The 26,402-nt window shown below is 45.0% G+C and carries 22 protein-coding genes; 15 read left to right on the forward strand and 7 right to left on the reverse strand.

Annotated features, from left to right (window positions below; genetic code table 11):
- Positions 1-23 precede the first annotated feature (23 nt).
- The gene (locus IC230_RS32160; protein ID WP_191043192.1) at positions 24-614 is read right to left on the reverse strand and encodes a DUF6962 family protein; all 591 of its coding nucleotides are present in this window, start codon (positions 612-614) and stop codon (positions 24-26) included.
- 159 nt (positions 615-773) lie between these two features.
- Here IC230_RS32160 and sucD point away from each other — a divergent pair, with 159 nt between their 5' ends.
- The 8 genes from sucD (at position 774) to porN (ending at position 10,084) form a co-directional block, all read left to right on the forward strand.
- On the forward strand, positions 774-1,649 hold the full coding sequence (gene sucD, locus IC230_RS32165) for a succinate--CoA ligase subunit alpha (RefSeq protein WP_191043193.1): 876 nt from the start codon (positions 774-776) through the stop codon (positions 1,647-1,649).
- A gap of 16 nt (positions 1,650-1,665) precedes the next feature.
- Positions 1,666-2,922 carry a DUF4271 domain-containing protein gene (locus IC230_RS32170; RefSeq protein ID WP_223861001.1) on the forward strand — a complete coding sequence of 419 codons (1,257 nt, stop codon included), beginning with the start codon at positions 1,666-1,668 and terminating at the stop codon, positions 2,920-2,922.
- Positions 2,923-3,021: 99 nt separating this feature from the next.
- Complete coding sequence (locus IC230_RS32175) at positions 3,022-3,807, forward strand: uroporphyrinogen-III synthase (protein WP_191043194.1); 786 nt, start codon at positions 3,022-3,024, stop codon at positions 3,805-3,807.
- 179 nt (positions 3,808-3,986) lie between these two features.
- A complete protein-coding gene (locus tag IC230_RS32180; protein WP_191043195.1) occupies positions 3,987-4,961 on the forward strand; it encodes a PorP/SprF family type IX secretion system membrane protein in 975 nt (324 codons plus the stop codon).
- A gap of 269 nt (positions 4,962-5,230) precedes the next feature.
- Positions 5,231-6,358, forward strand: a complete 1,128-nt coding sequence (gene porK / locus IC230_RS32185; RefSeq protein ID WP_191043196.1) for a T9SS ring complex lipoprotein PorK/GldK — start codon at positions 5,231-5,233, stop codon at positions 6,356-6,358.
- 108 nt (positions 6,359-6,466) lie between these two features.
- On the forward strand, positions 6,467-7,279 hold the full coding sequence (porL, locus tag IC230_RS32190) for a type IX secretion system motor protein PorL/GldL (RefSeq protein ID WP_191043197.1): 813 nt from the start codon (positions 6,467-6,469) through the stop codon (positions 7,277-7,279).
- Between the two features lie 111 nt (positions 7,280-7,390).
- Positions 7,391-8,977 carry a type IX secretion system motor protein PorM/GldM gene (porM, locus tag IC230_RS32195; RefSeq protein ID WP_191043198.1) on the forward strand — a complete coding sequence of 529 codons (1,587 nt, stop codon included), beginning with the start codon at positions 7,391-7,393 and terminating at the stop codon, positions 8,975-8,977.
- 63 nt (positions 8,978-9,040) lie between these two features.
- Positions 9,041-10,084, forward strand: a complete 1,044-nt coding sequence (gene porN / locus IC230_RS32200; RefSeq protein ID WP_191043199.1) for a type IX secretion system ring subunit PorN/GldN — start codon at positions 9,041-9,043, stop codon at positions 10,082-10,084.
- A 97-nt stretch (positions 10,085-10,181) separates the two neighbouring features.
- Here the strand turns inward: porN and uvrC are convergent, their stop codons facing one another.
- The 3 genes from uvrC to porW form a co-directional block, all read right to left on the reverse strand.
- Positions 10,182-11,993: an excinuclease ABC subunit UvrC gene (gene uvrC / locus IC230_RS32205; RefSeq protein WP_191043200.1), complete on the reverse strand. Its 1,812-nt coding sequence runs from the start codon at positions 11,991-11,993 to the stop codon at positions 10,182-10,184.
- 143 nt (positions 11,994-12,136) lie between these two features.
- Complete coding sequence (locus tag IC230_RS32210; protein ID WP_191043201.1) at positions 12,137-14,491, reverse strand: penicillin-binding protein 1A; 2,355 nt, start codon at positions 14,489-14,491, stop codon at positions 12,137-12,139.
- Between the two features lie 73 nt (positions 14,492-14,564).
- Positions 14,565-16,817: a type IX secretion system periplasmic lipoprotein PorW/SprE gene (gene porW, locus IC230_RS32215; RefSeq protein ID WP_191043202.1), complete on the reverse strand. Its 2,253-nt coding sequence runs from the start codon at positions 16,815-16,817 to the stop codon at positions 14,565-14,567.
- A gap of 114 nt (positions 16,818-16,931) precedes the next feature.
- Here porW and IC230_RS32220 point away from each other — a divergent pair, with 114 nt between their 5' ends.
- The 5 genes from IC230_RS32220 to atpH all read left to right on the forward strand — a co-directional run bounded on the left by IC230_RS32220 (position 16,932) and on the right by atpH (position 20,375).
- Positions 16,932-17,207 carry an AtpZ/AtpI family protein gene (locus IC230_RS32220; protein ID WP_191043203.1) on the forward strand — a complete coding sequence of 92 codons (276 nt, stop codon included), beginning with the start codon at positions 16,932-16,934 and terminating at the stop codon, positions 17,205-17,207.
- Between the two features lie 490 nt (positions 17,208-17,697).
- Positions 17,698-18,819 (forward strand): F0F1 ATP synthase subunit A, encoded by a 1,122-nt coding sequence (gene atpB, locus IC230_RS32225; protein ID WP_191043204.1) that lies wholly within the window; start codon positions 17,698-17,700, stop codon positions 18,817-18,819.
- Positions 18,820-18,910: 91 nt separating this feature from the next.
- Positions 18,911-19,171: an ATP synthase F0 subunit C gene (atpE, locus tag IC230_RS32230; RefSeq protein WP_191043205.1), complete on the forward strand. Its 261-nt coding sequence runs from the start codon at positions 18,911-18,913 to the stop codon at positions 19,169-19,171.
- Between the two features lie 163 nt (positions 19,172-19,334).
- On the forward strand, positions 19,335-19,829 hold the full coding sequence (gene atpF / locus IC230_RS32235; RefSeq protein WP_191043206.1) for a F0F1 ATP synthase subunit B: 495 nt from the start codon (positions 19,335-19,337) through the stop codon (positions 19,827-19,829).
- Between the two features lie 6 nt (positions 19,830-19,835).
- Positions 19,836-20,375, forward strand: coding sequence for an ATP synthase F1 subunit delta (gene atpH / locus IC230_RS32240; RefSeq protein WP_191043207.1), 540 nt, complete (start codon positions 19,836-19,838; stop codon positions 20,373-20,375).
- 62 nt (positions 20,376-20,437) lie between these two features.
- On the opposite strand, the gene IC230_RS32245 is transcribed toward atpH, so the two are convergent.
- Positions 20,438-21,349, reverse strand: a complete 912-nt coding sequence (locus tag IC230_RS32245; RefSeq protein WP_191043208.1) for a serine hydrolase — start codon at positions 21,347-21,349, stop codon at positions 20,438-20,440.
- 29 nt (positions 21,350-21,378) lie between these two features.
- Positions 21,379-21,834, reverse strand: a complete 456-nt coding sequence (locus IC230_RS32250; RefSeq protein ID WP_191043209.1) for a GNAT family N-acetyltransferase — start codon at positions 21,832-21,834, stop codon at positions 21,379-21,381.
- Between the two features lie 78 nt (positions 21,835-21,912).
- On the opposite strand from IC230_RS32250, the gene IC230_RS32255 reads away from it, so the two are divergent.
- Positions 21,913-23,139 (forward strand): DUF6786 family protein, encoded by a 1,227-nt coding sequence (locus tag IC230_RS32255; protein WP_191043210.1) that lies wholly within the window; start codon positions 21,913-21,915, stop codon positions 23,137-23,139.
- 53 nt (positions 23,140-23,192) lie between these two features.
- Here IC230_RS32255 and IC230_RS32260 read toward each other — a convergent pair whose 3' ends face one another.
- Complete coding sequence (locus IC230_RS32260) at positions 23,193-23,843, reverse strand: oxidoreductase (protein WP_191043211.1); 651 nt, start codon at positions 23,841-23,843, stop codon at positions 23,193-23,195.
- Between the two features lie 75 nt (positions 23,844-23,918).
- Between IC230_RS32260 and IC230_RS32265 the strand changes: the two genes are divergently transcribed.
- On the forward strand, positions 23,919-26,399 hold the full coding sequence (locus IC230_RS32265; protein ID WP_191043212.1) for a TonB-dependent receptor plug domain-containing protein: 2,481 nt from the start codon (positions 23,919-23,921) through the stop codon (positions 26,397-26,399).
- Positions 26,400-26,402: the final 3 nt, after the last annotated feature.

Consider the following 26,402-nt stretch of genomic DNA (forward strand, 5'->3'; position numbering starts at 1 on the left):
TATACACTACGTCCTAATCTCAATTATCGAACGTTAGAGCGCGGCTGTGCTGCTTTCCCAAAAAACCAAAGGGCCAGCGTTGTTGCATAGTGATAAAAATCAGTTGGGTGGATAAATCCATCGACAGCGTCGGCTTTGGTTGCCAAGCCCATCATCATGGCCGCCAACACGACCCATAAACCCCGTTTGTTACGTTGAAGCAATGAAAAAACAGCCAGTAGCATTAATACGAGAATACCCAGAGAGGGAACAATCGGTGTAAAAACACGCACATCGGGCATTAGTAGACTAATGAACAGGAATAGCCCAAAAATAATAGTTGTTACGAACGTCGTAAGGGAAAGTATGCGCTGATTTAATAGCGCATAAACGGCCGTCACGACGCAGACAACGCCTAACGTATCAGACAGAATAATCATGGAACGATGCAACGGCTGAAGCGATTCATTGCCTGCGAAATGAATAACACCAATCAGCGCTGCCAACGAGGTCGTTAAAAGAAAGAACCCCCATAACAATCGGTTAAAGAGGGAAATACGTCCAAAATAATACCAGAACACGCCGACGCCCGCCCCGACCAGAATCGAGCCGGAAAGGATGTGTGAAAAAATCATCACGTAATTTACGAAGTTTCGGCTACTTTTGCCCAACTTTTTATTAGACAGAAGAGGAAGACAGGAAAGAACAAAAAACTACTGATTGAGGCAGGATTTTTCTTTTCTCTGTTCATTTTCATTTGATTAACCGCATAGCCAACGATTACCAAAACCGTCATGAGTGTTTTAGTTAACAAAGACTCCAAAGTTATCGTCCAGGGCTTTACTGGCTCGGAGGGCAGTTTCCATGCTCAGCAGATGATCGAATACGGCACCAACGTTGTTGGGGGCGTAACGCCTGGCAAGGGTGGTCAGACGCATCTCGATCGACCCGTGTTTAATACCGTTCAGCAGGCTGTTCATGAAGCTGGGGCTAACGTTTCCATCATATTCGTACCGCCAGCGTTTGCTGCCGACGCGATTATGGAAGCTGCTGAAGCCGGTATTAAGGTTATCATCTGCATCACCGAAGGGATTCCGACGGAAGACATGGTTGCGGTGAAAAATTATTTAGCTGATAAAGATGTACGACTGATCGGGCCAAATTGTCCTGGTGTCATGACGGCTGAAGAATGTAAAGTTGGTATCATGCCTGGTTTCATTTTCAAGAAAGGAACCATTGGTATCGTTTCTAAGTCAGGCACGTTGACCTACGAAGCGGTTGATCAACTAACGAAGGCGGGTTTGGGACAGTCGACAGCCATTGGTATCGGTGGTGATCCAATTATCGGTACAACGACGAAACAAGCTGTGGAACTGCTCATGAACGATCCTGACACCGAAGCTATTGTGATGATCGGTGAAATTGGTGGAGGCATGGAAGCTGAAGCCGCTCACTGGATTAAAGCAGATGGTAACCGTAAGCCAGTGGTGGGATTCATCGCGGGACAAACTGCACCGAAAGGTCGTCGGATGGGGCACGCCGGAGCGATTGTCGGCGGAGCTGATGATACGGCGGCTGCCAAGATGGCAATCATGCGCGAATGCGGTATTCATGTCGTTGAATCACCAGCGCTCATCGGCGATACCATGCTGAAAGCATTAGGAAAATAGAAGGTTGCCGCAACGGATGTTGAACGAGCGAACGAGCGAAACAGTGCCGCAACGGATGTTGAAAAAGCGTACAATGAGTGGAGCTATCCGTATGGTAGCACTCTTTCTCTCGTTCAACCTCCATTGCGGCACTGTTTCGCTCTTTTTTCCTTCAGTCTCGCTTGCTCAATCGCGTGTTATCGGCATTGGCCCCGACAATCGTTATTATCCGGTTCATAACTTTCGCGACGACTTTCAAGTATATGACGAAGGTGCCAAAGCCTATATTCCCTACATTATTGAACAACACGCCGATCAGACGGCTCTGAGTTCTTATGTCGATCTTGAAAGTAACCGACATTACAGTTTATTGATTTCTACCCGGCAGGATGGATACTTATTTATCAATGCTGCGCTCAAGCGGAAGCTTCGTGCTGATCAGTGGCAGGTATTAAGCATCGATAGTTTGTATCGGATTTATCGTCAGCCCGAAATTTTCCTGACCATTTATGGTGCTCCGGGGCTTGATAATAACCAATTATACATTGGCTATCCTAAATCGGCTACTCAAAAGCCAGTCGTTCTAAGTGACGATAACTTAAGCGTACGACCTCGGCCACAAGCCGTTTATCATAACTTTCTGGGGGTAGGGTTATTATTTTTGCTGGCCACCCACGCATTTTTATTCACGGTTTATCGTCGAGCTTTTCAGCGATTTTATAGCATACGTGATCTAGTCTCTTTACGAGCCCAGGAAGAATCGTTTCTAATCAGTCGACCGCTGAGTAGCGTCAACATGCTCTTTACACTCAATCTAAGTTTCATGATTGCTTATCTGATCGTGTTTGTACAAAGCCGTAATCTTGAGGTATTTGCGTCACGTACACTGCTGCTCAGCGAACAGCGCTTTGGCTGGGTAGCCAGCGAATTCCTGTTGCTTAGTGGCATCGCCTTTATGAGTTTACTAGGCAAATACGTAGCTCTGGAAGTGTTTGGCGGCTTATACAAATTACAGGATATTATTAACGTCCATTTTTTTAAGTTAATCCAGTCTTCATTGCTCTTCTTTACGTTTCTAACACTGGTGCTGGCTGTTGTTGCTTATAATACACCCGCCATGGCCTGGTCGGGAAAGGCTATTTTGTTACCACTTTTGGGGTTTTATATAGCTCGCTTAGCTTTGCTTTACTTCGTTATACGCAGTGTAGAACCTATCAAGAATCTTTATTTATTTTCGTACCTTTGTATCGTTGAATTGATTCCACTTATCATTGGTTTGCGTTTTGCGCTTTGATAAGTGAGTTTTAGTTGGTTTGTCTTCTAGACAGTAAAAATAGATTGTTTAATAAGACCCACCAACGTCCAACTGACTATTGTACCGAGTAGAGATTCAATGAACGAGATCAGCATGCACCCCACTGAAGACCGGCTTACGAAAGTCAACCGGCTGTTAGTAACCCAATCCCGACCCGCCGACGAAAAGTCTCCTTACTTTGATTTAGGTAGTAAGTACAATCTGCAGATCGACTTTCGGCCCTTTATCGAAATTCAGGGTGAGTCATTTAAAGATTTTCGACGTCAGAAGATTAATATTCTGGCGCATACGGCTATCATTTTTACCAGCCGAAATGCCATTGATCATTTTTTTCGGATTTGTCAGGAAGGACGAATTGAAGTACCGGCCGATATGAAATACTTCTGTATTTCAGAGCAAACAGCCAATTATTTACAGAAATACATCGTCATACGGAAACGTAAAATTTTTAATGGAACAAAGACAGCTACGGAATTATTTGATCTGATTAAAAAGCATAAGAACGAGAAATTCCTGTTTCCCTGCTCGAATATCCGACGTAATGATATTCCTGAGTTTATGGACACCAGTAGTTTACATTTTACGGAGGCTGTAATGTATGATACTGTCCCGACCGATTTATCGGATCTGGACATTAACAGTTACGACATCATCGCCTTCTTTAGTCCTTCCGGAGTAAGTTCGCTGCTTAGCAATTTCCCAGATTTCAATCAGGATGGCATACGGTTAGCTGCTTTCGGTCCAACAACGGCCAAGGCCATTACAGAGGCTGGCTTAACGCTTGATATTCAGGCTCCTTTGCCAAACGCACCGTCTATGACAGGCGCTTTGGATCTGTATATCAAAAAAACAAACAATCCGTAAAGGACGAGTGCTATATAGAGACTAAATGCCGGAACTGCGTTGTTCGCTACATTCCGGCATTTAGTCTTTTAACTAGGGCCAATAATTTGACTATACAGGCGTTTATTTATAAACTGTACTAGTTTTACAAAAGCACTGCTTTTGGTAAGTGCCGGTAGTTTCGAATTTCAGTCAGGTTTATGATTCGCACACTCTACGTTTATGCATTATTGCTGCTATTCGTCGCTGGCCCGTCGGCTTTTGCGCAGCAAGACCCACAATTTAGTTTATACATGTATAATCCGCTCTACTACAATCCAGCCGCAGCTGGGTCGGAGGGCGTGTCGCGTGTACAGATAACCCACAGAACACAGTACTTAGGGTATCAGACGATTGGAAATGGTGATGAAAGTGCAGCTCAGAGTACTCAACTTTTGTCATTCAACATGCCTTTAGCTAAAATAAAGAGTGGCATCGGGATTTATGCACTTAATGACAAGTATGGCCCCTCAATCAATCAGGCTGTACAGGTTTCCTATGCCTACCGAATGACATTAAAGAATGGAACTCTGGGATTAGGCGTACAGGCAGGAATGTTTAATAAGGGCTATGATTTTAATCAGTTTCGACCAAATGATCCCGGTGATGTTTTGCTGACAACTGGACGTATCAACCAGTTCAAGCCTGACATTGGAGCTGGCGTTTATTACAACACCGTAGATTATTGGATCGGCTTCAGCATGACCCATCTGAATAAAGCAAAGTATAATTATATAACCGACCGTTCAACCGATCCATCAGACAGCAAGGCTTATTTAACGGCTGGCTATCGACTTGGTCTTGGTTACAATATAGACATACAACCGTCGGTATTAGTGCAGTATAGCACAACCTCAGGATTTCCCGGATCGGCGGTTGCCGTAAATCTTCTGGCTACGTATGATAGCCGGATCTGGGGCGGATTGGGTTATCGGTTCAACGATGCTATTATGGCTACAGTTGGCTTTAATTTGTTGCCTAATAATGCTCTACGGATTGGCTATGCTCTGGATATCGTAACAGGTGGATTGCAGGCTAAAAGCCCAACATCCCATGAACTTCAACTGGCATATGCATGGCCTATTCCTGATGTCCGTAAAAAACCTATTATTAGAACGCCAAGATTTAGGTATTAATAAAAGAGAAAGTTGTAAAGTTCTACGAAAGGCTGTTATGCTGTGTACATTTTAGTGTACTACATGTTATGGAGTTTCACTAGATAAGCTTATTTTTGGGGAAACGGGCTTATGCGGTAAGGGAAATCACGCTCCCAAGTAGAAAAATTGGGAAGCAGTGCAGCACAAAAATATAAAATAAGCTGAACCTAAGCGTAACTATACAATAACCAAAAAGATTTTCGTTTTTAGTCTGATCTTGCACAAGAAGAAAAGAGAAAAGTTCTACAATGATGAAGTATAACTGGTTAACAGTCAATGCAACCCGAGTGGTGATGGTCGCGGCAGTCGTACTGCTGATGCAAGGTTGCGGATTTGTAAAATCTAAGTTTGGTGGGAAAGGTGGTAAAGGGGGAGAAGTAGGCGTTACGAATGGTGAAATTACTGCCACCGGACGTAAAGGCTGGAAACAACCAACACCCTATGGTATGGTATTGGTCCCCTCCGGATCGTTCATTATGGGTCAGGCTGACGAAGACGTAGCTGCGACTCAAATTAACATGAACCGGCAGGTAACGATCAGTTCATTCTACATGGATGATGCTGAAATCTCCAATCACGAATACCGCCAATACGTTAATGCCCTCTTAGCTGACTCCGTTTCAACGCTGGGTGAAGAAGAGATTATGGCGAAGTTTTATCCAGATACGACCGTTTGGAAAAACGATTTTACGTATCACAACGGAGACCCGATGCTGGAACATTACTATGGCCACCCTGCATTTGATACGTATCCTGTGGTAGGTGTAAGCTGGGTTGCGGCAAAACACTTCTGCAAATGGCGCACAAACACACTGGATGATTTCCGGACAAAAGATGGCGGATACAAATCATTTGGTTTCCGTTTACCTTCCGAGGCAGAGTGGGAGTGGGCGGCCCGTGGTGGTAAAAACGGTGCTAAATATCCCTGGGGTAATCCTTATGTAGCCAATGGTAAAGGATGCTATCTAGCCAACTTTAAGCCACAGCGCGGTAATTTTGACGCGGATGGATACCCTTACACTGCTCCAGCTACTGCTTATAGTCCAAACGATTACGGTCTATACAATATGGCTGGTAACGTAGCAGAATGGTGCCGGGATGCTTACGCTGACAACACCAATGCGATTGTCTGGGACATGAACCCCGATAATCAGAATGCCGACGAGCCACGTAAAGTAGTCCGGGGTGGCTCTTGGAAAGACATCGCTTACTATCTCGAAACGGGTACTCGTTATTATGAATACGAAGATCAGAAGCGTTCTTACATTGGTTTCCGCTGTGTAATGGATAATCTGGAAGGACGTACTGCTTCAGCTCGTGGAGGACGTAGTAGCAAAGCAAAGAGCAGCAAAAAGGCTTCAGCTAAGAAAGTGTAACTAACAATAGACATTGGCTGTAAACGTTAAACTACAGACAGTATTTAGTGTATTGTCAAAAATTACCACACAAAATCAGTTACCTATTCCAATCAACAATCGCTTGTCATGGCAGCACCGAAGTCAGAAAATTTCTTTTGGGATCGTTTAGTACCAACTATTTATAGTGCCGGGGCCGCAGTCGTTATTGCGGGAGCCTGGGCTAAAATTACACACAATGAACAGTTTGGCTGGCTGCTAACTGCTGGCTTATTGACGGAGGTCGTTATTTTTGCTCTCTACGCAGTGCAAAGCTTTACTAATCCTACTGCATCTGGTGATGGCTATGCTTGGGAAAAAGTATATCCAGAACTAGCTGACGATTTTAAGGGAGAAGCTCGCAAACCTGCTCCACAGGCAAACGGTCTGACAGGTAATATGGATCAAATGTTAGCGCAGGCCAAAGTTACACCTGACGTGTTTGAGCGATTGGGCTCTGGTTTCCGAAATCTGAATGATACGGTGTCGAAACTTTCTGATCTTACTGATGCGACCGTGGCCACAAACGATTATGCCCGTAATGTAAAGTCCGCATCAAGTTCGATTGGCGAAATGAACAAATCGTATGGGACAGCTATTACAGCGATGAATTCGATGGCTGACGCAACAACGGATGCCAAAGACTATCGTGATCAGTTTCAGAAAGTAACCAAAAATATGGGTGCTTTGAACGCAGTCTACGAGTTAGAACTGCAGGATACTAACAAGCACCTCAAAGCAATGAACGCTTTCTATGGTAGCCTGACAGCCGCTATGGAAAACATGAGTGATGCTAGTCGTGATACGCAACAGTTCAAGAGCGAATTAGCTAAACTAACAGGTAACTTAGCCTCTCTCAACGGCGTGTATGGCAGCATGCTAACAGCCATGCGTGGCAATTAATTAAGTCCATTTAATAAGGCTACCGTTTGAGATTTATAGGCATCACACACTGATTTATCTGTAAATCTCAAACGATACACTACTTCACTTATCGTATTACTTCCATAATTCATGGCAGGTTCAAAAGAGACACCCCGTCAGAAAATGATCGGGATGATGTATCTGGTATTGACCGCAATGCTGGCTTTACAAGTCACTTCGGCAATTCTGGAAAAATTTGTATTGATCAATAATAGTTTAGAGCAGTCAACCGGTGCTGTCAGCAAAGTAAACCAATCAACATTTGACAACATCCGGGCTACGGTTGAAAAATCGGGCAACCGAGCAACGGACTTGGCTATTGTTAAACAGGCTGACGAAGTACGAAAACTGACCGCCGATATGGTTGGTGAGCTTGATAAAGTGAAAGAGCAGATTATTGAAGCGGGTGGTGGGCGTGACGAATCCGGTAATATTAAAAACTTAAGTGAGGAGGAAAAAGTAGCCCAACTCATGATTGGTACAGGACGTAATGGCGTTGCGTTCAAATTGAAAGATCAATTGAACGGCTACGCAGAGAACGTATCAAAATATTCCGGATCAAAATATGCTCCGATGGCACTTGATGGTAAGGATGACCCAATTGCCAATCGCTCTCCTGATCAACGCCGGAAAGATTTCGCGGAACTCAACTTTGCCCAAACGCCTGTGCCTGCTGCTTTAGCTGTGTTAAGCCAGAAACAAGCCGACATACGCCGGATTGAAGGTGAAGTGCTGGATGTATTGGCTAGTAAAGTCGGTGCACAAGACGTAAAATTTGACAAAATTCTGGCAATGCTCAGCATGGACTCAAAAGTCGTTGTTGCTGGTACGAAGTTTAAAGGCCAAATGTTCCTAGCGGCTTCTTCTTCTGGTATTCAGCCACGAATGAGTCTTAATGGAGCGCCAGTGCGTATGCAGGACGGCCAGGGTATTATTGAATTTACGGCCCAGGGTGGTGCGTACGATAAAAATGGACTGGCTAAGCGAACATTGACTGGTTCCATTGCTTACCAAACTCCGGGTGGATTAAAAACCGTTCCTTTATCTGCTGAGTATTTTGTTGCCAAACCTTCTTATCAGGTTGAAACAGGAACAATGCCACCTTTATATCTAGGTTGTGCAAACAAGTTAAGCATTCAGAGCCCACAATTAGGGGCGCTTTGGAATCCTAACTTTTCAGCAGATGGCGCACAAGTTATTCAGTCCGGAGAAAAAGGTAAAATCACTGTTGTTCCTAGCTCAGCACAGGTTAATTTAAATATTAGCAACAGCGGAAGTGTTTTAGGTACTGAACGTTTCCGGGTGAATCGTGTTCCTAAACCAACACTGGAATTCTATGTTGGTGGCACAAAAGTGGGCGATCCGCGTGGCGTACCAGTTGGACAAGCACGTAGTGTACGGGTACAGGCTGTATCGGATGAGAGCTTTAAAAATTACTCTCCTGATGATGCCAATTTCCGAGTTACAGGAATGACAGTTATTCTCGCTCGGGGAACACGTAAGGTTGGACAAGTCAACTTAGGAGCAGCTGGTGGCTCACTAGGTTCTATGGCAGCTGATATCCAGCCGGGTGATCGCTTATCGATTACGGTTGATGGCGTTCAACGGCGTAATTTTAAAGGTGATATTAGCGACGTATCCATTGGTAACCCAATGCAAAACGTTCCACTGTATTAATCGTACTAAATAAAGCCATCTTTCGTTATGGAAATGAACGAAAGGCAAAAACAACATTTGACAATGAAACAAGTCAGAACGATAGCTGTAGCCGCTACTTTGCTAGCGGTAGCTGGTGGAGCAATGGCACAGGAGAAAGCGAATCCCAGCACAAACTCGCTGTCGGTTCGTGGAATTAATGAGAATGATATAATGATGAAGAAGACTCTTTGGCGTCGGATTGACCTAAAGGAGAAACAGAATCAGTCGTTATTCTCTAAAAATAATGAGATTTCTAAGTATCTGATCGACGCTATGAAAGCGGGTCTGATCGATGCTTACGAAAATGACTCAGTTACGACGAAGCTTACTCCTGATAAATTTCAGAAGCGAATGATCATGCCAAATTCAGCTCCTCAGCTATCAGCTGAAGAAATTGCAGCTGGCTTTGGTAATGAAACTACTAGCAGTGGTGCTGGTGACGGCTGGGGAGATACAAAGAAGAAAGATACAAAGACAGCCACAAAACCAGCTGATGATGGCTGGGGAGCGCCCAAAGCAGCAGCAAAACCGGCTGATGATGGTTGGGGAGCACCCGTTAAGAAAAAGACGGTAGCTAAAAATACTAAGGGTAAAAAGGGTAAGGCCGTTGCACCAGTTGTCGAAGCGCCAAAGGTAGATACAGTTGCTAAAGTCGCAGCCGTTCCAATGGGAGATGAGTATTTTGCTAAGGAATTCAGCGTTATGGAAATTAAGGAGGACTGGATATTTGATCGCAAACGTTCACGTTTGTACTATGATATTCAAACGGTAACGATTTATCTGCCTTCCGATAAAAACGCAGCTGGTGTAGAAACGCCTTTGGCTACGTTTAAATACAAAGACTTAGATAAACTGTTTCGCAGTGACCCAAAGAAATTCATCTGGTATAATCCACAGAACCAAGCTCAGCACAAAAACCTGGCTGATGCGTTCGATCTGCGGTTATTCTACGGTCGGATTACGAAAGTAGCTAATCCTGGTGATACAGATTTAGTTGGTATGTATGGTGACCGTGAAGGTTTGCTAAAATCGTATCAGACTGAATACGAACTGATGGAAACTGAACATGGTCTTTGGGAATATTAAGATGATAAGCCTAATTGACCTGGTAGAATTATAAAAAAAGCGAGCGTTGAATCATCAACGCTCGCTTTTTTTATAATTCTATTTTACTGACTGCATGTTATCCGTTCTCAATGGCCTCAAAATACTCTTTTAATTTATTGGCGCGGTCTTTACCTACTACATCAGCTATTTCATCAAAAGGAGCTTCACGAATAGATTTGACTCCTTTAAAATGCTTTAAAAGTTTAGCTGCCGTGCGTTTGCCGATACCTTCTACATTCTCTAACTCACTGATCAGACTATTTCGACTACGTTTATCCCGGTGATACGTAATGGCAAATCGGTGCGCTTCGTCACGAATACGTTGAATAAGTTTGAGTGATTCTGATTTCTTGTCAATGTATAAAGGTAAATTATCTTCAGGAAAATAAATCTCTTCAAGCCGTTTTGCAATGCCAATAACAGGAACTTTACCATAAAGATCTAATGCCTTTAGAGCATCGCAAGCTGCGCTGAGCTGTCCCTTACCGCCATCTATTACAATTAAATCAGGCATATCTGTTCCCTCGGTCAGAACGCGCGTGTAACGACGTGTGACAACTTCATACATGCTGGCGAAGTCATTAGGTCCTATGACAGTTTTGATCGAAAAATGCCGATACTCTTTGTTTGCTGGTTTGCCACCAATAAAACATACCATTGCCGAAACAGGATTTGTTCCCTGAATATTTGAGTTGTCAAAACATTCAATTCGGTTCGGGATCGTTTTCAGTTGTAAATCCTGCTTTAACCGAATTAACACACGATCTTTCTTGCTGGCATTGGCTGTGGCTTCAGCAGCGGCACGTTCCTGACGCTCACGACGGAAATACAGTACGTTTTTCAACGACATATCCAGCAACTTCTTTTTGTCGCCAATTTGCGGAACGGTTATTTCGACTTTTAAGTCAACATCGATCGGGATGTTCGAGATGATTTCTTTAGCCTGGCTACCATACTGCTCCCGAAATTCAATCATCATCATGGTCAGCAAGTCAGCATCGGCTTCATCAAGTTTTTTCTTGATCTCAACTGTGTGCGCTTGAACGATCGTGCCATTGACAACCTTCATGAAATTAACATAAGCCGATATCTCGTCGGAGGCAATAGAGAACACATCGGCATCAGCAATTTTTGGATTGACAACTGTTGATTTGCTCTGAAACCGTTGTAATACGTCTAATTTATCTTTGTACTTCTGGGCTTGCTCGAAGGCCAATTCCCCTGCTGATTCGATCATCCGATCTTTAAAATATTCCTGTGCAGGCTTCAGATTCCCTTTAAGAATGTGGTGAACCTGTTCAATGTCCTTGTCATAATCGGTTTCAGGCTGTTTACCCTCACATGGACCTTTGCAGTTACCAATATGGTATTCCAGACAGACTTTATATTTGCCCGCTTCAATATTTTCTGGTGCAAGATTATAATTACAGGTTCGGATTGTAAACAGTTGACTGAACATATCGAGCACTGTATACATTGGCTTTAGATTAGCGAATGGTCCATAAAACGTACCTAGCTTGCGGTCAATACGTCGTGTGGTTAATACACGCGGAAAATGCTCATTCGTGACGCAAACGAATGGATAGGTTTTGTCGTCACGTAGCAGAATGTTGAATTTGGGCTGATAACGTTTGATGAGCTGATTCTCAAGCAGCAACGCATCAAATTCGGTATGAACAATGGTGAATTCAATTTTACGAATCTGGCTCACCAGACGTAACGTTTTCCGGTCGTGCTGCTTGGTATTTGTGAAGTAGCTACCAACTCGATTCCTTAGGTCTTTCGCTTTACCAACGTAAATCACTTCACCTGAAAGGTCGAAATACCGATAAACTCCCGGCTCATGAGGGACTTTGGCCAACTCTTTTTTGTAGTCGAATTCAGGCATACGTAGTACTGGCCGAGGTAGCCAACTGAATGTAAATGGACTTTCCCGATCGGAATGATCGGTACTAAAAAACAACCGTTCAAAGCTAAAGGTTGCTTGTTATGTTTTAATAAAAAAGGCCAACACTTAGCTGGCCTATAAATTTACTGCAAAATCTCTTCCTCGTCTTCTGGTACCACTTTTGGTGGAATATATCGCTGAGAGGAGTCGATATGATAACCACCACAGTCGATTTTAAAATCGTTTGGCTTTCGAAACGGTTCTGGTCGGTAACTCGTCAGCGTAGGATCTTTGTAGATCTTTTGCATGTACATCGCCCAGGCAGGCATCGCCATACGCCCACCCTGGCCTAATTCAATCGTACGAAAGTGAATCGGTCGATCATCACCCCCAACCCAGAGCCCCGAAACCAAATGCTGCGTCATGCCCATGAACCAGGCATCTGAATAATTGGAAGTAGTTCCCGTTTTAGCTGCAATTTCATTTCCACCTTCTAACAGTTTGTATTGCGTCCGCAACCGTTGAGCGGTTCCATTCGGTTCTTCAACAGCCCCTCGCATTAGATGTAGCATTTCATAGGCTCGGTTTGCGCTTATTACCTGATTGGCATCTGGATGAAACTGTTTTAATACATTTCCATTCTTATCTTTAATTACGGAGATCACCATCGGCCTAACTCGCATACCACCGTTGGCAAAAGCACAGTAAGCAGCCACCATCTCATAAACGGCTACATCACCCGTACCTAAACATAGGGTGGGGTTTTCTGGTAGATCTTTACTTTCGATACCCATGTCGTGAGCGTATTTTATAACTGCTTCTGCCCGAGTTCGCTTGATCAATTGAGCACTAACTGTGTTGATCGATTGCCCCAAGGCTTCTCGTAACGACATACTTCGATAGCTGTAACGACCCGTAGAGTTTTTAGGCGTCCAGGCTGGCCCACCATTGTTATCTTCACCGTGAGCAAATGTGGTCGGCTGATCCGTTACTTGACTACAGGGGGTTACAAAGCCCTGATCCATAGCCGTCAGGTACACGAACGGCTTGAATGTAGAACCAGGCTGGCGTCGGCTCTGGCGAACGTGATCAAACTTCATGTGTTTAAAATTGATCCCACCCACCCAGGCCTTTACGTAGCCCGTACGTGGGTCCATGGACATGAAACCCGTATTGAGGAGACGCTTGTAATACTTGATCGAATCCAGCGGACTCATGGTCGTATCTTTTTCATTACGTCGACCACCATACACAAAAACCTTCATTTTAACAGGCTTGCGCATATCCTGCCAGATTGCCTTCTCATCAGTACCATAAACAGCTTTTAGTTGTTTATAACGACTGGTTCGACGGGCAACTGATTCAATGAATCCCGGAATTTCAGTGTATTTTTTTGTTCGGGGATCTTTTTGTACCCACGGATTACGGCCGCGCCAGTGTTCATAGAATTTCTTTTGCTGGTCACGCATGTTTGCCATAACAGCTTCTTCAGCGTAAGCCTGCATACGTGAATCTATGGTCGTGTAAATTTTCAGACCGCTGGTATAAAGATCCAGATCGTCTTCATTCTCTTTGTTATACTGATTAATCCATCGTTTAATGTCGTCGCGAATAACCGAGCGAAAATAGGCTGCCATCCCTGTGTTCTGATTCTCGACGCTAAAATCAAGTTTCAGCGGTTTGTTTTTATACGTAGTAAACTGCTCGTTAGTCAGGAATTTGTATTTCCTCATCTGGCTAAGTACTACGTTTCTTCGATCTTTCGCCCGGTCTTCAAAAAGGCGTGGATTGTAAAGCGTAGGATTCTTGAGCATACCAACTAGTAAGGCCGCTTCTTCGACATTCAGATTCCAGGGCTCTTTTGCGAAATAGGTTTTAGCCGCGGTTTTGATACCATACGTGTTATTTCCGAACGAAACCGTATTGAGGTACATCATCATGACCTCCTGCTTAGTGTAATTACGCTCCAGGCGCACGGCCAAAATCCATTCCTTGGTTTTAGAAATAACAAGACTTATAATCGGGACGTGACCTAGTATCCCTTTTAATTCTTCCTGGCGAGTGTCAAATAAGTTCTTGGCTGTTTGTTGGGTAAGCGTACTACCACCCCCTGAACTCGATGCGTTCTTAAAAGTCAGGAGGCCACTTACCGCCCGAAATAAGGAGCGTGGGTCAATACCCGAATGCTTGATAAATCGGGCGTCTTCTGTTGCCAGTAGGGCCGACGTTACGTTAGGGGAGACCTGTGATATTTCGATCGGCGTCCGGTTTTCAACGTAGTATTTTCCTAGAAGCTGGTTATCAGCGGTGTATATTTCGGATGCCTCTTCACTTTTTGGATTCTCAAGCGCCTTTAAACTTGGCATGCCGCCAAAGAGCCACAGAAAATTGTAACTGACGGCCACGATGTACAGAATCAGCAGAGCGATACCGAGTAGCGAGAATCGCCAGCTATTTCGAATTATATTCCGGTAACGACCGGGCGCAAGTTCAAACATTCTATGTATAGGGATTTTTGGGGGATTTCACGTTGACTTTGCAACTTGGAACTTAAACATAAAACGCTAATTTCTATTTGCGTTTAGCAGTCACCTGATCGGCAGCAGTCAGCATTTCCTTGGCACGTGGCAACAATTCACTGGCAGGGTAATCACGTACAAATTCGGTTAATGCCTGTTGGTATGCCTCAACGTTTTTGACTTTACCAACGAGGATTACCCGCAACAGCGCCAATTTATCTTCTAACTGCGAACCAGCAAATTGGCTTAAAGCAGCTTCAGCCTGAGCTAATGCTTCCGTTGTGTTATTGGCTTTATATAATTCATAAATAGTGGTGTAAGTCTTTTGTGCCTGCGCTTCAGAACTGGTAGTTTGAGCAGCGACTCGTCCAGTTAAGCGAGCATAAGACGTATTTGGGTATTCTGCTAACAGCTTATCTTTCCAGGTCGACGATTTGCCTAACTGCTCATTCGATAGGTGGAGCAAATAATAGACTTCAGGTTTCTGAAGCGTATTGGGATAACGAGTTAATAATTGCTCAAATGTTGGTATTGCATCAGCAGGTTGATTAAGCTGAAATTTATATAGTTTTCCTAATTTGTAAAGCGCATTTTCGATACGTTGATTTACCTTAGCTTTGGCATCCGGCGTTAACGGAATCTGCGCCAGTATTGCGTCTTTCTGCCCTTTTCGACCTGTTGCAGGCGCAGGAGGACTTGCTGCCGGATTGGAGGCATCCGATTGTTGCACAACTGCATTCGGATTTACCGAATTGGCTGGTGATCCGCCTGTAAGTGGGCTGTTTACAGCCGCTACAGCTTCTGAAGCCTCCTTATTGCTACGTCGCCAGTTATCTTCGAGCGGCCTATTTCCCCACTTTACCGAAAATTCCTGCCTTCCCTGACTCAACGCAACTGGATTGTATAAAACCCATCGCTGAGACGGTTGTAAGTTCGAATTGGTAGCGCCAGCTACCATACTAGTACCACCGTTGGATGCTTGATCCGAAATTTTTTGCGCCAACGCTGCCTGATCCTTCGCTTCTTTCTCGCGCTGATCAATTGTTTTATCCAGAAATTTATCGAGCGCAGCCGGGTCCATTTGCGCGAGCGTCAACAGGCTATCATCCGTTCGAATGGTCGTTTTATATAGAACAAACTCATCGAGGGTGTTTTTTCTGGCTAGCAGGGCGGTGTATTCGGGAGATTGCTGTGGAAGCGTAGCCAGTGCGCTGTCGTAATAAACTTTTGCTTTTGAGTAGTCAGCCTTCTTTTCAAAATACAGTTTGCCAATTTCCAGATACGTATAAGGTACCTGATTGGTGTTAGCACCTGCCTCTCGAATCGACTGTGTATAGTATTTAATCGCCTGATCAATACGTCCGGTGCGTGCTTCAAGCAGACCCATCGTGAAATAAATTTTATCTTTCAGATCTGCATTCTTACGATCATTCAGCAGACTCTCGAAGGTTTCGGCAGACTGGGCCATCCGCTTCTGGTCGCCGGTTAAGCCATTACTTTGAATAGCGAAAAGATTGGCATAAAATGACAGGTCGTAGGTTGGCCGTGAACTGAGTACCTGTCGGTAATGATCAACAGCTTTAGCCGGCTGACTGATTAAGTCATATAGCTGACCAGTAATAAGATGCAGTCGAGCCTTAGCTTCACCTTTTTTGAGGAGAGGAAACGTAGCTTCTAAGATGCCAACGGCGGTAACGTATTCTCCCTGACGTTCGTGTAAATAAGCCTTTGTGAGATAAAAATCGCGCGTATTGAACTTGTTAAGCGGTTGTGTACGCAGATATTCGGCTACGTTTAACGCATTGGTGTAGTCACTTCCTTCGACATAAGCACGCATCAGGCCTACCAGAGCTGTGTGTTTATCATCTTCGTTGGTTCCCTTTGTATTAACGTACTTGAATACTTCAATAGCATTCGGTAGATCCTGTTTCAGCAGCCGCGCACGTCCGATCAGGTTATAGGCATTATCGAGCCAGTTACTATTCTGGTGACGTTCAGGAATGAGGGATGCTTTTTTGATAGCATCGTCTAACTGAGGTTTAACCGGTTGAATGAGCGTTGAATCGACCGGCAACAAAATGGGTAACAAATGGTTATAATTTTCTTGCCTGGTTTTGAACAATATTTCTTCGGCCTGTTCAATCTGATCTCGGGCAATTACATAGGCATTGAAATGAGCGTTCAGATTATGATATCCTTTGCTGATAGGCTTAGTACTGTATTGCGAACAGGAAAGTAGCCCGCCGGTCAGCGAAGAAAAGACCGTAAGCAACAGAATCAGATGATTACGAAAATAGCGGGGCATTCGAAAATAACGCGTTGTCACTCCTATTAACGTTCCTGGTTGCCTTAGCATTATGGAACGTTAGGCCAAATTAACGAATTTTGACCCATATATTGCACAGATCCTTCTAATTCTATGCAGAACGACTCTAATCAGCCTAATCAGAACGACCCGAATAAGTCGGTTAGGGACGATGATCCAGTAAAAAAAGCAACTGAAAAGACTACGTCATTTGTTCAGTATAGCGGCATTGCTTTTCAAATGCTCGGTACGATCGGCTTAGGCGTTTGGGCCGGCATGAAGCTAGACGAGTGGCAGCATAACCCTCGTCCTATCTGGACGATCGTTTTATCGCTGACAGCCATTGGCGCATCACTTTATTTGTTTATTCGGCAGTTAACTAAAAAATAACCAGTAGAGGGAAAAAAGATAAGGGCGAAGGACAGAAGCTTGCTTCACGTAATGTTTCCCCCTGTGTCCTTACCCTCCGTCCTTTGCCCTTACCCCTTTGCTTATCCAATGCTTCGAACAGTTTTATTTACGACTTTATTAGCAATTGTATTTTTCGTAGCCAAACGATATTCTGTGGCTCCCTGGCTGCACTCTGACTGGAAGATTTTATTGATCTTTTTTTTTAGTGTTTCATTCCTAACGCATCGACTGGTAGAGACTGGTTTACAAGGAGATCGCGAGCGATTTATTCCTCTTTACCTGGCGGCAACAGTAGTTCGACTAATTCTTGGATTGGCTTTCATTGGTTTTTTTCTGTTCCGCCAAATTGACGAGCGCCGAGTCTTCGTTTTGGACTTTCTTGTACTATATATATTTTATACAAGCTTTGAGATTTGGGCGCTTACTCGTAACTTGCGACGCAATTCGTAAAAACGGTTTGCTGCATTAAATGATACGTTCAGTCTTTAATCAATTCTTATTAGTTACGGCTCTCATTCTGAGTCCGTTAGTAGGTGTTCAGGCGCAGGAACACGGTCATGAGGGTGAATCACACGCTCAGCATGAGGGCGAAGCACCTGCTGATAAAGGAAAATTTAATGTGGGTGATATGATTATGCACCACATTAAGGATGACCACGGCTGGGAGTTTGCTCATGGCGTTACGTTGCCGCTGCCCGTAATTCTTTATTCAGGCGACCGTGGCCTGGAGGTATTCTCTTCCTCACGATTGGCCCATGGAGAAGTCTACAACGGCTATAAGAATGAGCATGGCAAAATCCACCGAGTTGACGAAGCCGGAAACGCTGATCATGAAGCTAAATTCTATAACTTCTCGATCACTAAAAATGTAGCCTCGCTAATGCTCAGTGCGGTGATTATGCTACTGGTATTTTCTGCCGTTAGCCGGGGATATGCGAAAAACAAAGGCAAGGCGCCTTCAGGTATTCAGTCGTTTCTGGAACCAATCATCCTGTTTGTGCGCGATGAAATTGCCAAGCCGAGCATTGGGCCAAACTACACGAAGTTTTTGCCCTATCTGCTAACGCTCTTCTTCTTTATCCTGATCAATAACCTATTGGGTCTGCTGCCAGGTGCAGCTAACTTGACAGGTAACATTGCTGTTACGTTAGTTTTAGCGGTTATTACGTTCGTGATTGTTACGTTCAGCGGTAATAAGCATTACTGGCTGCACATCTTTAAGCCAACAGGCGTGCCTATTGCGTTGTTGCCAATCATGGTTCCGGTTGAAATTGTGGGCGTGTTCATGAAGCCGTTATCGCTGATGATTCGGTTATTCGCCAACATTACCGCTGGGCACATTATTATACTGAGCTTATTGGGTTTAATTTTCATGGCCAATCATATGGGTGGCATGATGACAAGCGTTGCCATTAGTCCTGTAGTGCTATTTTTTACCCTGTTTCTGAACCTGATCGAATTGCTGGTTGCTTTTCTACAGGCGTTCATTTTTACGCTGCTGACGGCTATGTACATCGGTAGTGCGGTAGAAGATCACCACGAAGCCGATCATGGCATCGGTTATGAAGGCACAACTTCAGAACTAGGGTAAGCCAATTGTTGGGTAGTGGTTAGAGCTGCTGGCTGATGATTATCAATTAAAATGCAATCTTTTGTTTCACTAATAAATCTGTTTGAAGTTTATGTTCGCAACGTTGTTTGCTCTGCTGTTGGAAGCTACAGGTAGCGTATCGGTTATGGGTGCCGCTATTGGCGCTGGGTTAGCCGCTATCGGTGCTGGTCTGGGTATTGGTCGTATTGGTGGTAGTGCCATGGAAGGTATTGCCCGTCAGCCAGAAGCGGCTGGTCGTATCCAAACTGCCATGCTGATCATTGCTGCTCTGATCGAAGCCGTGGCTCTGTTCGCAGCTGTTATTTGTCTGCTGGTCGCTACGGCTGCCTAAGCAGAATCTAAATTTGAGTAGGCTGGTTGCATTAGGTGCCGGCTCCACTACTCGCTCATTTTTCAGAAAACATTCGCCCATTTGGGGTTGCCGGTGGGCGGATGTTCTCTAACAAAAGATTGATTTCTATCACTCAATATTGATTTATCCATAATTCACACGCATGGACTTACTTACTCCCGATCTTGGTCTGTTGTTTTGGCAGGTGGTGGTGTTCCTCGGCCTGTTTTTAATTCTTCGTGCTTTTGCCTGGAAACCCATTACGGAAAGCCTTAACGAACGCGAAAATAATATTCAAAGTGCGCTTGACTTAGCCGAGAAAACACGGCTTGAAATGACAGCGTTGAAAGCTGATAACGAAAAATTACTGGCGCAGGCTCGTTCAGAACGCGAAGCAATTCTGCGTGGTGCCAAGGAAACCGCTGACAAAATGCTGGCTGATTCACGCGATAAAGCTGAATCTGAAGGAAAGCGTATTCTGGAACAGGCTCGTGAGTCGATGCAGAACGAACGGCAAGCTTTAGTAATGCAGATGAAAAAAGAAGTCGTTACGCTTTCGCTTGATATTGCCGAAAAAGTACTTCGTAAAGAACTTAGCGATAAGGGTGCTCAGGAGAAGTTAGTAACGGATTTAGTGTCCCAATCACGCTTAAATTAATCGACTATGGCAGTTGCTACTGTTGCCGCCCGCTATGCCAAGTCGTTAATAGATTTGGCGCAGGAAAAAGGGCTGACTGAGACGATGTATAAAGACATGCAGTTTTTCAAGAAAACTGTAGATCAAAGTCGCCCTCTGTTACTTATGTTGAAGAACCCGATTGTTCGGGCCGAGAAAAAAAGCGCGATTCTGAAGGCTGTTTTCGCTAAGCGTGTCGATCCGGTGACTATGGCGTTTTTTGAAATCATCGCTAAAAAGAACCGGGAACCAATCATGGACGCCATCGCTCACGAGTTCATCAATCAATATGATCGATTGAAAGGTGTTGAGCGGGCAACCGTTATTACCACTGTTCCATTAACGGAAGCCTTACGGAAGAAGTTTTCGGATATGGTTATGAAAACTACTGGTGGTAAAGTGGTTGAACTAGAAGAGAAAATAGATTCAAAACTTATAGGTGGATACGTACTGCGTGTCGGTGATCAACAAATCGACGGCTCGATCCGTAGTCAACTGAATGATTTACGCTTGCAGTTTTTGAACTAGACTAGAACGAATTAATATAAAAAGCCGAAGTCTCTAAAGAGGCTTCGGCTTTTTTAATGGTGTCATTTTGCATATCTGACAGTTGGCTTCCAGGTAGATTTTGGCTCAAAATGACTCCACAAAATTGCCGAAACCGTTCGTAATAACGTAGAGCCTTCGTTCGTACGTCCCCAGCTTTCATCCTGCTGATCTTTTGTCATGATACAATAAGCATATTCGCCGTGAGGAGCATGAACAAACGTTACCTCCGAACGTGCTTTATTCACGGCTCCGGTTTTACAGGCTGTTTTGACATCCGGTGGAATCTGAGACAAACCATTTTCATCCCAGAACTGTCGGCCCAGGTTTCGGTACATTTCTTCGCTCGCTTCAGCACTGACAGCGTGCCCCTGCCGAAGATAAATCATCAATGTAGCCATCTCGCGTGGAGTCGTTTGCCCCCAGCCGTATTGCGTGCGAAAGGCTTCCCGACCTGGCGTTCGGGAGTTAACCCGCGTTTGGTGAAATCCATTCGTTTCAAGCCAGTCGTTAATTGTTGAGCCTCCTCCAGCGAGCGCCTGACACCACAAGCTACCCGTATTATCGCTAACGGTTTCCATGAGCATGATTACCTGACTGAGCGGGATCTTGGCGCCATCGCGTAAAGAGCCAACAATGCCATCATCATAGTGTAACGAGTCTTTATAAATGAGCTCCTGATTGTAGCTAAGCTTACCCTGGTGGATTTTGTTAAATACCCCACATTGAATTGGAACCTTAATGGTACTGGCAGTTGGAAATAACGTATCGGCATTGATCGCAACGGATTTACCTGTCCGAAGATTATAGACATAAACACCAGCATCGCCATGAAAACCCACCAAAGCAGCCTGAAGCTTTCGTTCGAGAGCTGTATCAGTTTTTATGGACGATTGACCATTTGATGGGAATGAAAGGGCAATGAGAGTTAACAAATAGAGATAGACAAAGCGCATTTGGATTGTAGACTATAGTTTTAGTGAGTTCATATAAGCTTGACCAATTTAAGATGCGTCGGCCTGAACCCTTCCCGTTCGTAAAATCGAACGGTGTCAGTACGTTTCTGATTGGTTGTCACCTCCAGGTTTACGAAGTTTTCCTGCCTGGCTAACGTATCAAGGGCTGCCACAAGCTGCTGGCCAACGCGCTGGTTCCTGACATCCGGCCGAACAAATAGCTCCTGAATTTCACCGACTTTGCCGCAATGATGAAGTAAAAACTGTACATGACAACTGATGAAGCCAATGACTTCCCCTGCTTGTTCGGCTACTAAATAGTAAATGTACGGATCAGCAAGATTACGACGGAAAACGCTCAGGAAAGCTGTTTGATCTAACGTAAGTTCTTCCAATGTGCACAGAAAGGCATAAATGATGGGAGCATCGTGCCAGACGGCCGCTCGGATATGAAGATTGTCTGTGAAAGTAGATTGAGGGATCACAATGATTTATACAGGTACGTTATCAGTACAACTGAGGGGTTTAAGTTCGCCATTTTCTGGATTGCGATTCATATGGTTATGGAGAAAATCATCGCGTTTGCTTTTCTTACGCTATTTCTCGCCTGTTCAAGTCGGAAACCTGGAACAGGCGATGAACAAACAACGGGTAAAGAGTCAATGCCTAGTGCATCCACTATGAATGCTTACGAAAAAGATCGGCAATTTTTGCAGCAACACCACCGAGACCTGATTGAGTTACAAACTGGCGACGCTCGGGCCCTGATCTGTCCAGCTTATCAGGGACGTATCATGACTACTACCGCCGATGGAAAAGCCAGTTATGGATGGATCAATTATGAGTTGATAAATTCTGGAAAAATGCTCCCGCATATGAATGCCTTTGGTGGCGAAGATCGCTTCTGGTTAGGACCCGAAGGTGGTCAGTTCGCGCTGTTTTTCAAAAAAGGAAATCCATTTGATGCGGAGAACTGGCAAACACCAGCCGCGATTGATTCCGAACCGTTTACGCTTGCCAGCGCTACGCAAACATCCGCTACGTTCACACGAATGGTTTCGTTGACAAATTTTAGCGGTAACCAATTCGATATTGGGATTGAACGAACCGTTACGTTATTACCCAGGATGGAAATAAACCGCCTTCTGGGCATCAGCACGGATTCGCTGAAAATTGTTGGGATTCAGTCAGATAATACAATTACGAATCAGGGAGCCCAAACCTGGACGACCCAAACGGGTATGCCATCGATCTGGATTTTAGGAATGATGAATGCATCGCCTGAAGTAACAATTATCGTTCCGTATCGAGCTGGTACTGGACAACCCGTGAATGATGCTTATTTCGGTAAAGTACCCGCCGAACGGTTAAGTATGGGTAAAACGTCTGCCCTTTTTAAAGCCGATGCGAAGTATCGCAGTAAGATAGGCGTTTCACCGGCGCGGGCTACGAACTGGGTTGGAAGCTACGATGCTACAACTAAAACCTTAACACTCGTTACGTTCGATTTCAATCCAACTGATCGGCAGTACGTTAATTCTTCCTGGGAACAGCAGAAAGAACCGTTTGCGGGCGATGTCATTAATGCCTATAACGATGGGCCTATGAAACCCGGGCAGCCACAAATGGGTCAATTTTATGAACTGGAGTCTTCATCGCCAGCAGCTAATCTGGCGTTGGGTGCCAAACAGCGCCACCGTCATACGACGTTTCATGTGCAGGGACCCGAACCAGACTTGAATCGAATCGCGCAACGCTTATTACTTACAGATTTAGCTGCGATAAAATAGACGAGTCGGCGGTTAGCAATATCATAAGCTACTGCGAATTAAAAGCTGAGCTGTTAATACTTCTGTAACGTATCGGACTCAAAGACATGCTTACCCTCTAGTCCCTGCTGCATCGTTGTCAGCATGGCATTCGCCACTTTTTCAGCGTCAATGCCTTTGTACTTATCCGGAATCACCGGGTTGAATAAGCGCATAACCCCGGACGCGATACGTTCGCCCAAACGATTCTCGGATCGATTGCCTAACAAAAGCGAAGGACGGAAAACAAGCAGAGTAGGGTATTTGAGGCTCGTCAGATCCCGTTCGACTTCGCCCTTGACCCGGTTATAAAATATAGAAGAGCCTGCATCGGCGCCCATCGCTGTGACAATCGCAAATTGCTGGGACCCGTTGGTTAAACCCAGTCGGGCAATGTCTAATGGATATTGATAATCTACTTTGCGGAAAGCCTCTTTCGAGCCTGCTTTTTTTATCGTTGTTCCAAGGCAGCAGAAAATATCATCAGCTTGGGTGACTAACCCGTTCGGATGATCGAAATCAAACTGAACTTCCTGCAAGCGTGGGTGCTGCCAGTTTAATGATTTCCGCACCAAAACCTTTACGTTGGAGTAAAACGGCGAGTCGACGAGTCGATGCGTCAGCAGGTCGCCGATGAGACCTGTTGCCCCAAGTACCAATGCTGTTTTAGGGGTAGATGTAACCATAGTAAAGAGGAGGTAATTCTGCTAATTTAGCCGCAACTTTTCCTAATGAAGACACCTAATTCTGAAATCTATCCTATGCGCCCTACCTTTTTTCGCTACGCTACTGTATACGTAGCACTTACAGCCATGCTATTTTTGGCGTTTCGCAGCTATGACGACGATTTTATTAAACGGTTATTGGAACAGTTCCGCGCGTACAGTGAGTTTCATCCTGCCGAGAAAGTATATGTCCATACAGATCGCGACGCCTATCTGACCGGTGAGACGATTTGGATGAAAGGCTATCTTTTTAATGGAACGACGCACGAAGTAGATACCGTTAGTCAGGTTTTGTATGTGGATTTAGTCGATCCAGTTGCCCGGCGGGTTCGGCTCCGAGCTCAATTGAGGGCTACGAACAGCTATGCTCCTGGCCAATTGACGCTGCCGGATTCGTTAGCCGCTGGTACGTATGAGATCAGAGCCTATACCAACTACATGCGTAATTATTCGGAAGCCTACTTCTTTAGAAAAACGCTAACGATTTTACGGCCTGATGGAGTCTTGTCAGCAGCTAACGTAGCGTCTGCTGGTGGAACTGTTGCCCGGCCTGATGTTCAGTTTTTACCTGAGGGCGGTCAGCTGGTCGCTGGTATTGAGAGCCGGGTTGCTTTTAAAGCGGTTAACGCGTCGGGGCGGAGTATGTCTGTTGAAGGATTTGTACTAAGTGCCAAAAAAGACACCATTGCCGGTTTTTCCAGCAAGCATCTCGGGATGGGCTACTTCTCATTTAAGCCTGAAGCCGATCAGACCTATACCGCCTTTGTGAAATTGAGCGATGCAACAACCGCTTCGTATCCGTTGCCTGCCGTGCAGGCGCAAGGGGTGGTGATGCAGGTAGATAACCTTAGCCACAAGGATAATATTAAAGTTTACGTAAGCATTAACAAAAATAATACGGCTGAAACGGCGGCTCTTACGCTGTTGGCGCAAACGAGAGGCCAGGCGATTCAGGCAGCCAAGATTCCCTTGTCTAAAAAATCAGCCCTGATCCAATTACCGCGATCGCAATTTCCCGAAGGGATTTCACAACTGACTTTGTTTGATGAAACGAACAAACCCATTTGTGAACGGCTCGTCTTTGTCAATAAAGATGAGCAAATCACAGTTGCCTTGGCACCAAACAAAACAACCTATAAAAATCGGGAGAAAGTTGACCTGACAATTACAACGACGAATGCCGATGGTAAACCCGTTCCGGCTAACCTGTCGTTGGCGGCTGTAGATGCCCGATTGGCGCCTGAACCCGATTCCAACGGAGCAACCATAACTTCCCATCTATTGCTCTCTTCAGATCTCACCGGTACAATCGAACAGCCTGATTATTACGTTAATCCAAGTCATCCGGATCGATGGGCACTGTTAGATCTGGTACTCATGACTCATGGCTGGCGACGTTTTACTTGGTCCGACGTGCTATCTGGTAAGGCTTCTCCCATCAAATACACCGCCGAACGGGGGTTATCGCTGACAGGCCGGGTTGTTCGTCCGAATCAGAAAGATATTGGTGGAAAAGTGAAACTGACTTTCTTGATGGCCAAGCGGGATAGTTCGCGCCTGTTCCTTTCGGGTGAAACGGATGAAGCGGGCAATTTTGGCGCGTATGATCTTGATTTTACGGACACTACGTCGGTGCTGATTCAGGGTATAAAGGGGGCGGCTAATCGGAATCTTACGATCACTCTTGATCAAATGCTTACGCCCACTGTGTCTGTTACACGGGTACCGTATAACCCATTGGAGTTCTCGGGAGATGCGTTGGCTGAGTTTATCCGCCGTACGAAAGAGTATCAGGAAATTGAACAGCAGATTCGACGAAATGGAGAGGTTTTGCTGCAAGCGGTTACCGTGAAAGCCAAAAAAGAAAAAGAATTTGACTCGCGGGTAATTTACGGCACGCCCGACGCGAGCGTTAAGTTCACGCCCATGAATACGTCGGGACGAATGACAATTCTGGATGTTATTCAGGGGCAGATTGCGGGCGTTCAGGTGATGGGAACTGGTATGAATGCGAGTGTGCAAATTCGGGGGGCGTCTAATTTCAGGGGGGCAGTTGAACCATTGTTTGTACTGGACGGCATGCCTATGGATCTGCAGGGGATTATGGGAGTTTCGGTGCAGGACGTAGATCGGGTTGATGTGCTTAAAGGAGCATCGGCGGCTATATATGGCTCACGCGCGGCAGGTGGCGTTATCTCAATTCTAACCAAGCGGGGTGGTCCCAATTATGATTTTACGAAAGACGTGACCCCCGGGACATTAGTAGCCAAATTGCCTGGATACGCGCCCGTCCGCGAGTTCTATGCACCGCAGTATGATACCAAAAAACCAGAACACATCCGGCCAGACTATCGTACGACCTTATTTTGGGCACCTTTAATTCAAACAGACGCTCAGGGAAAAGCGACTATCTCTTTCTTTACATCTGACGCTAAAACAAGTCTTCGTCTGCAAGCCGAAGGGGCGACTATTAGCGGTATGCCAGGCGTTGGGCGAGCAACCGTGAAGGTAAACTAATGG

This window comes from Spirosoma validum (assembly GCF_014699035.1).
GTDB lineage: Bacteria > Bacteroidota > Bacteroidia > Cytophagales > Spirosomataceae > Spirosoma > Spirosoma validum.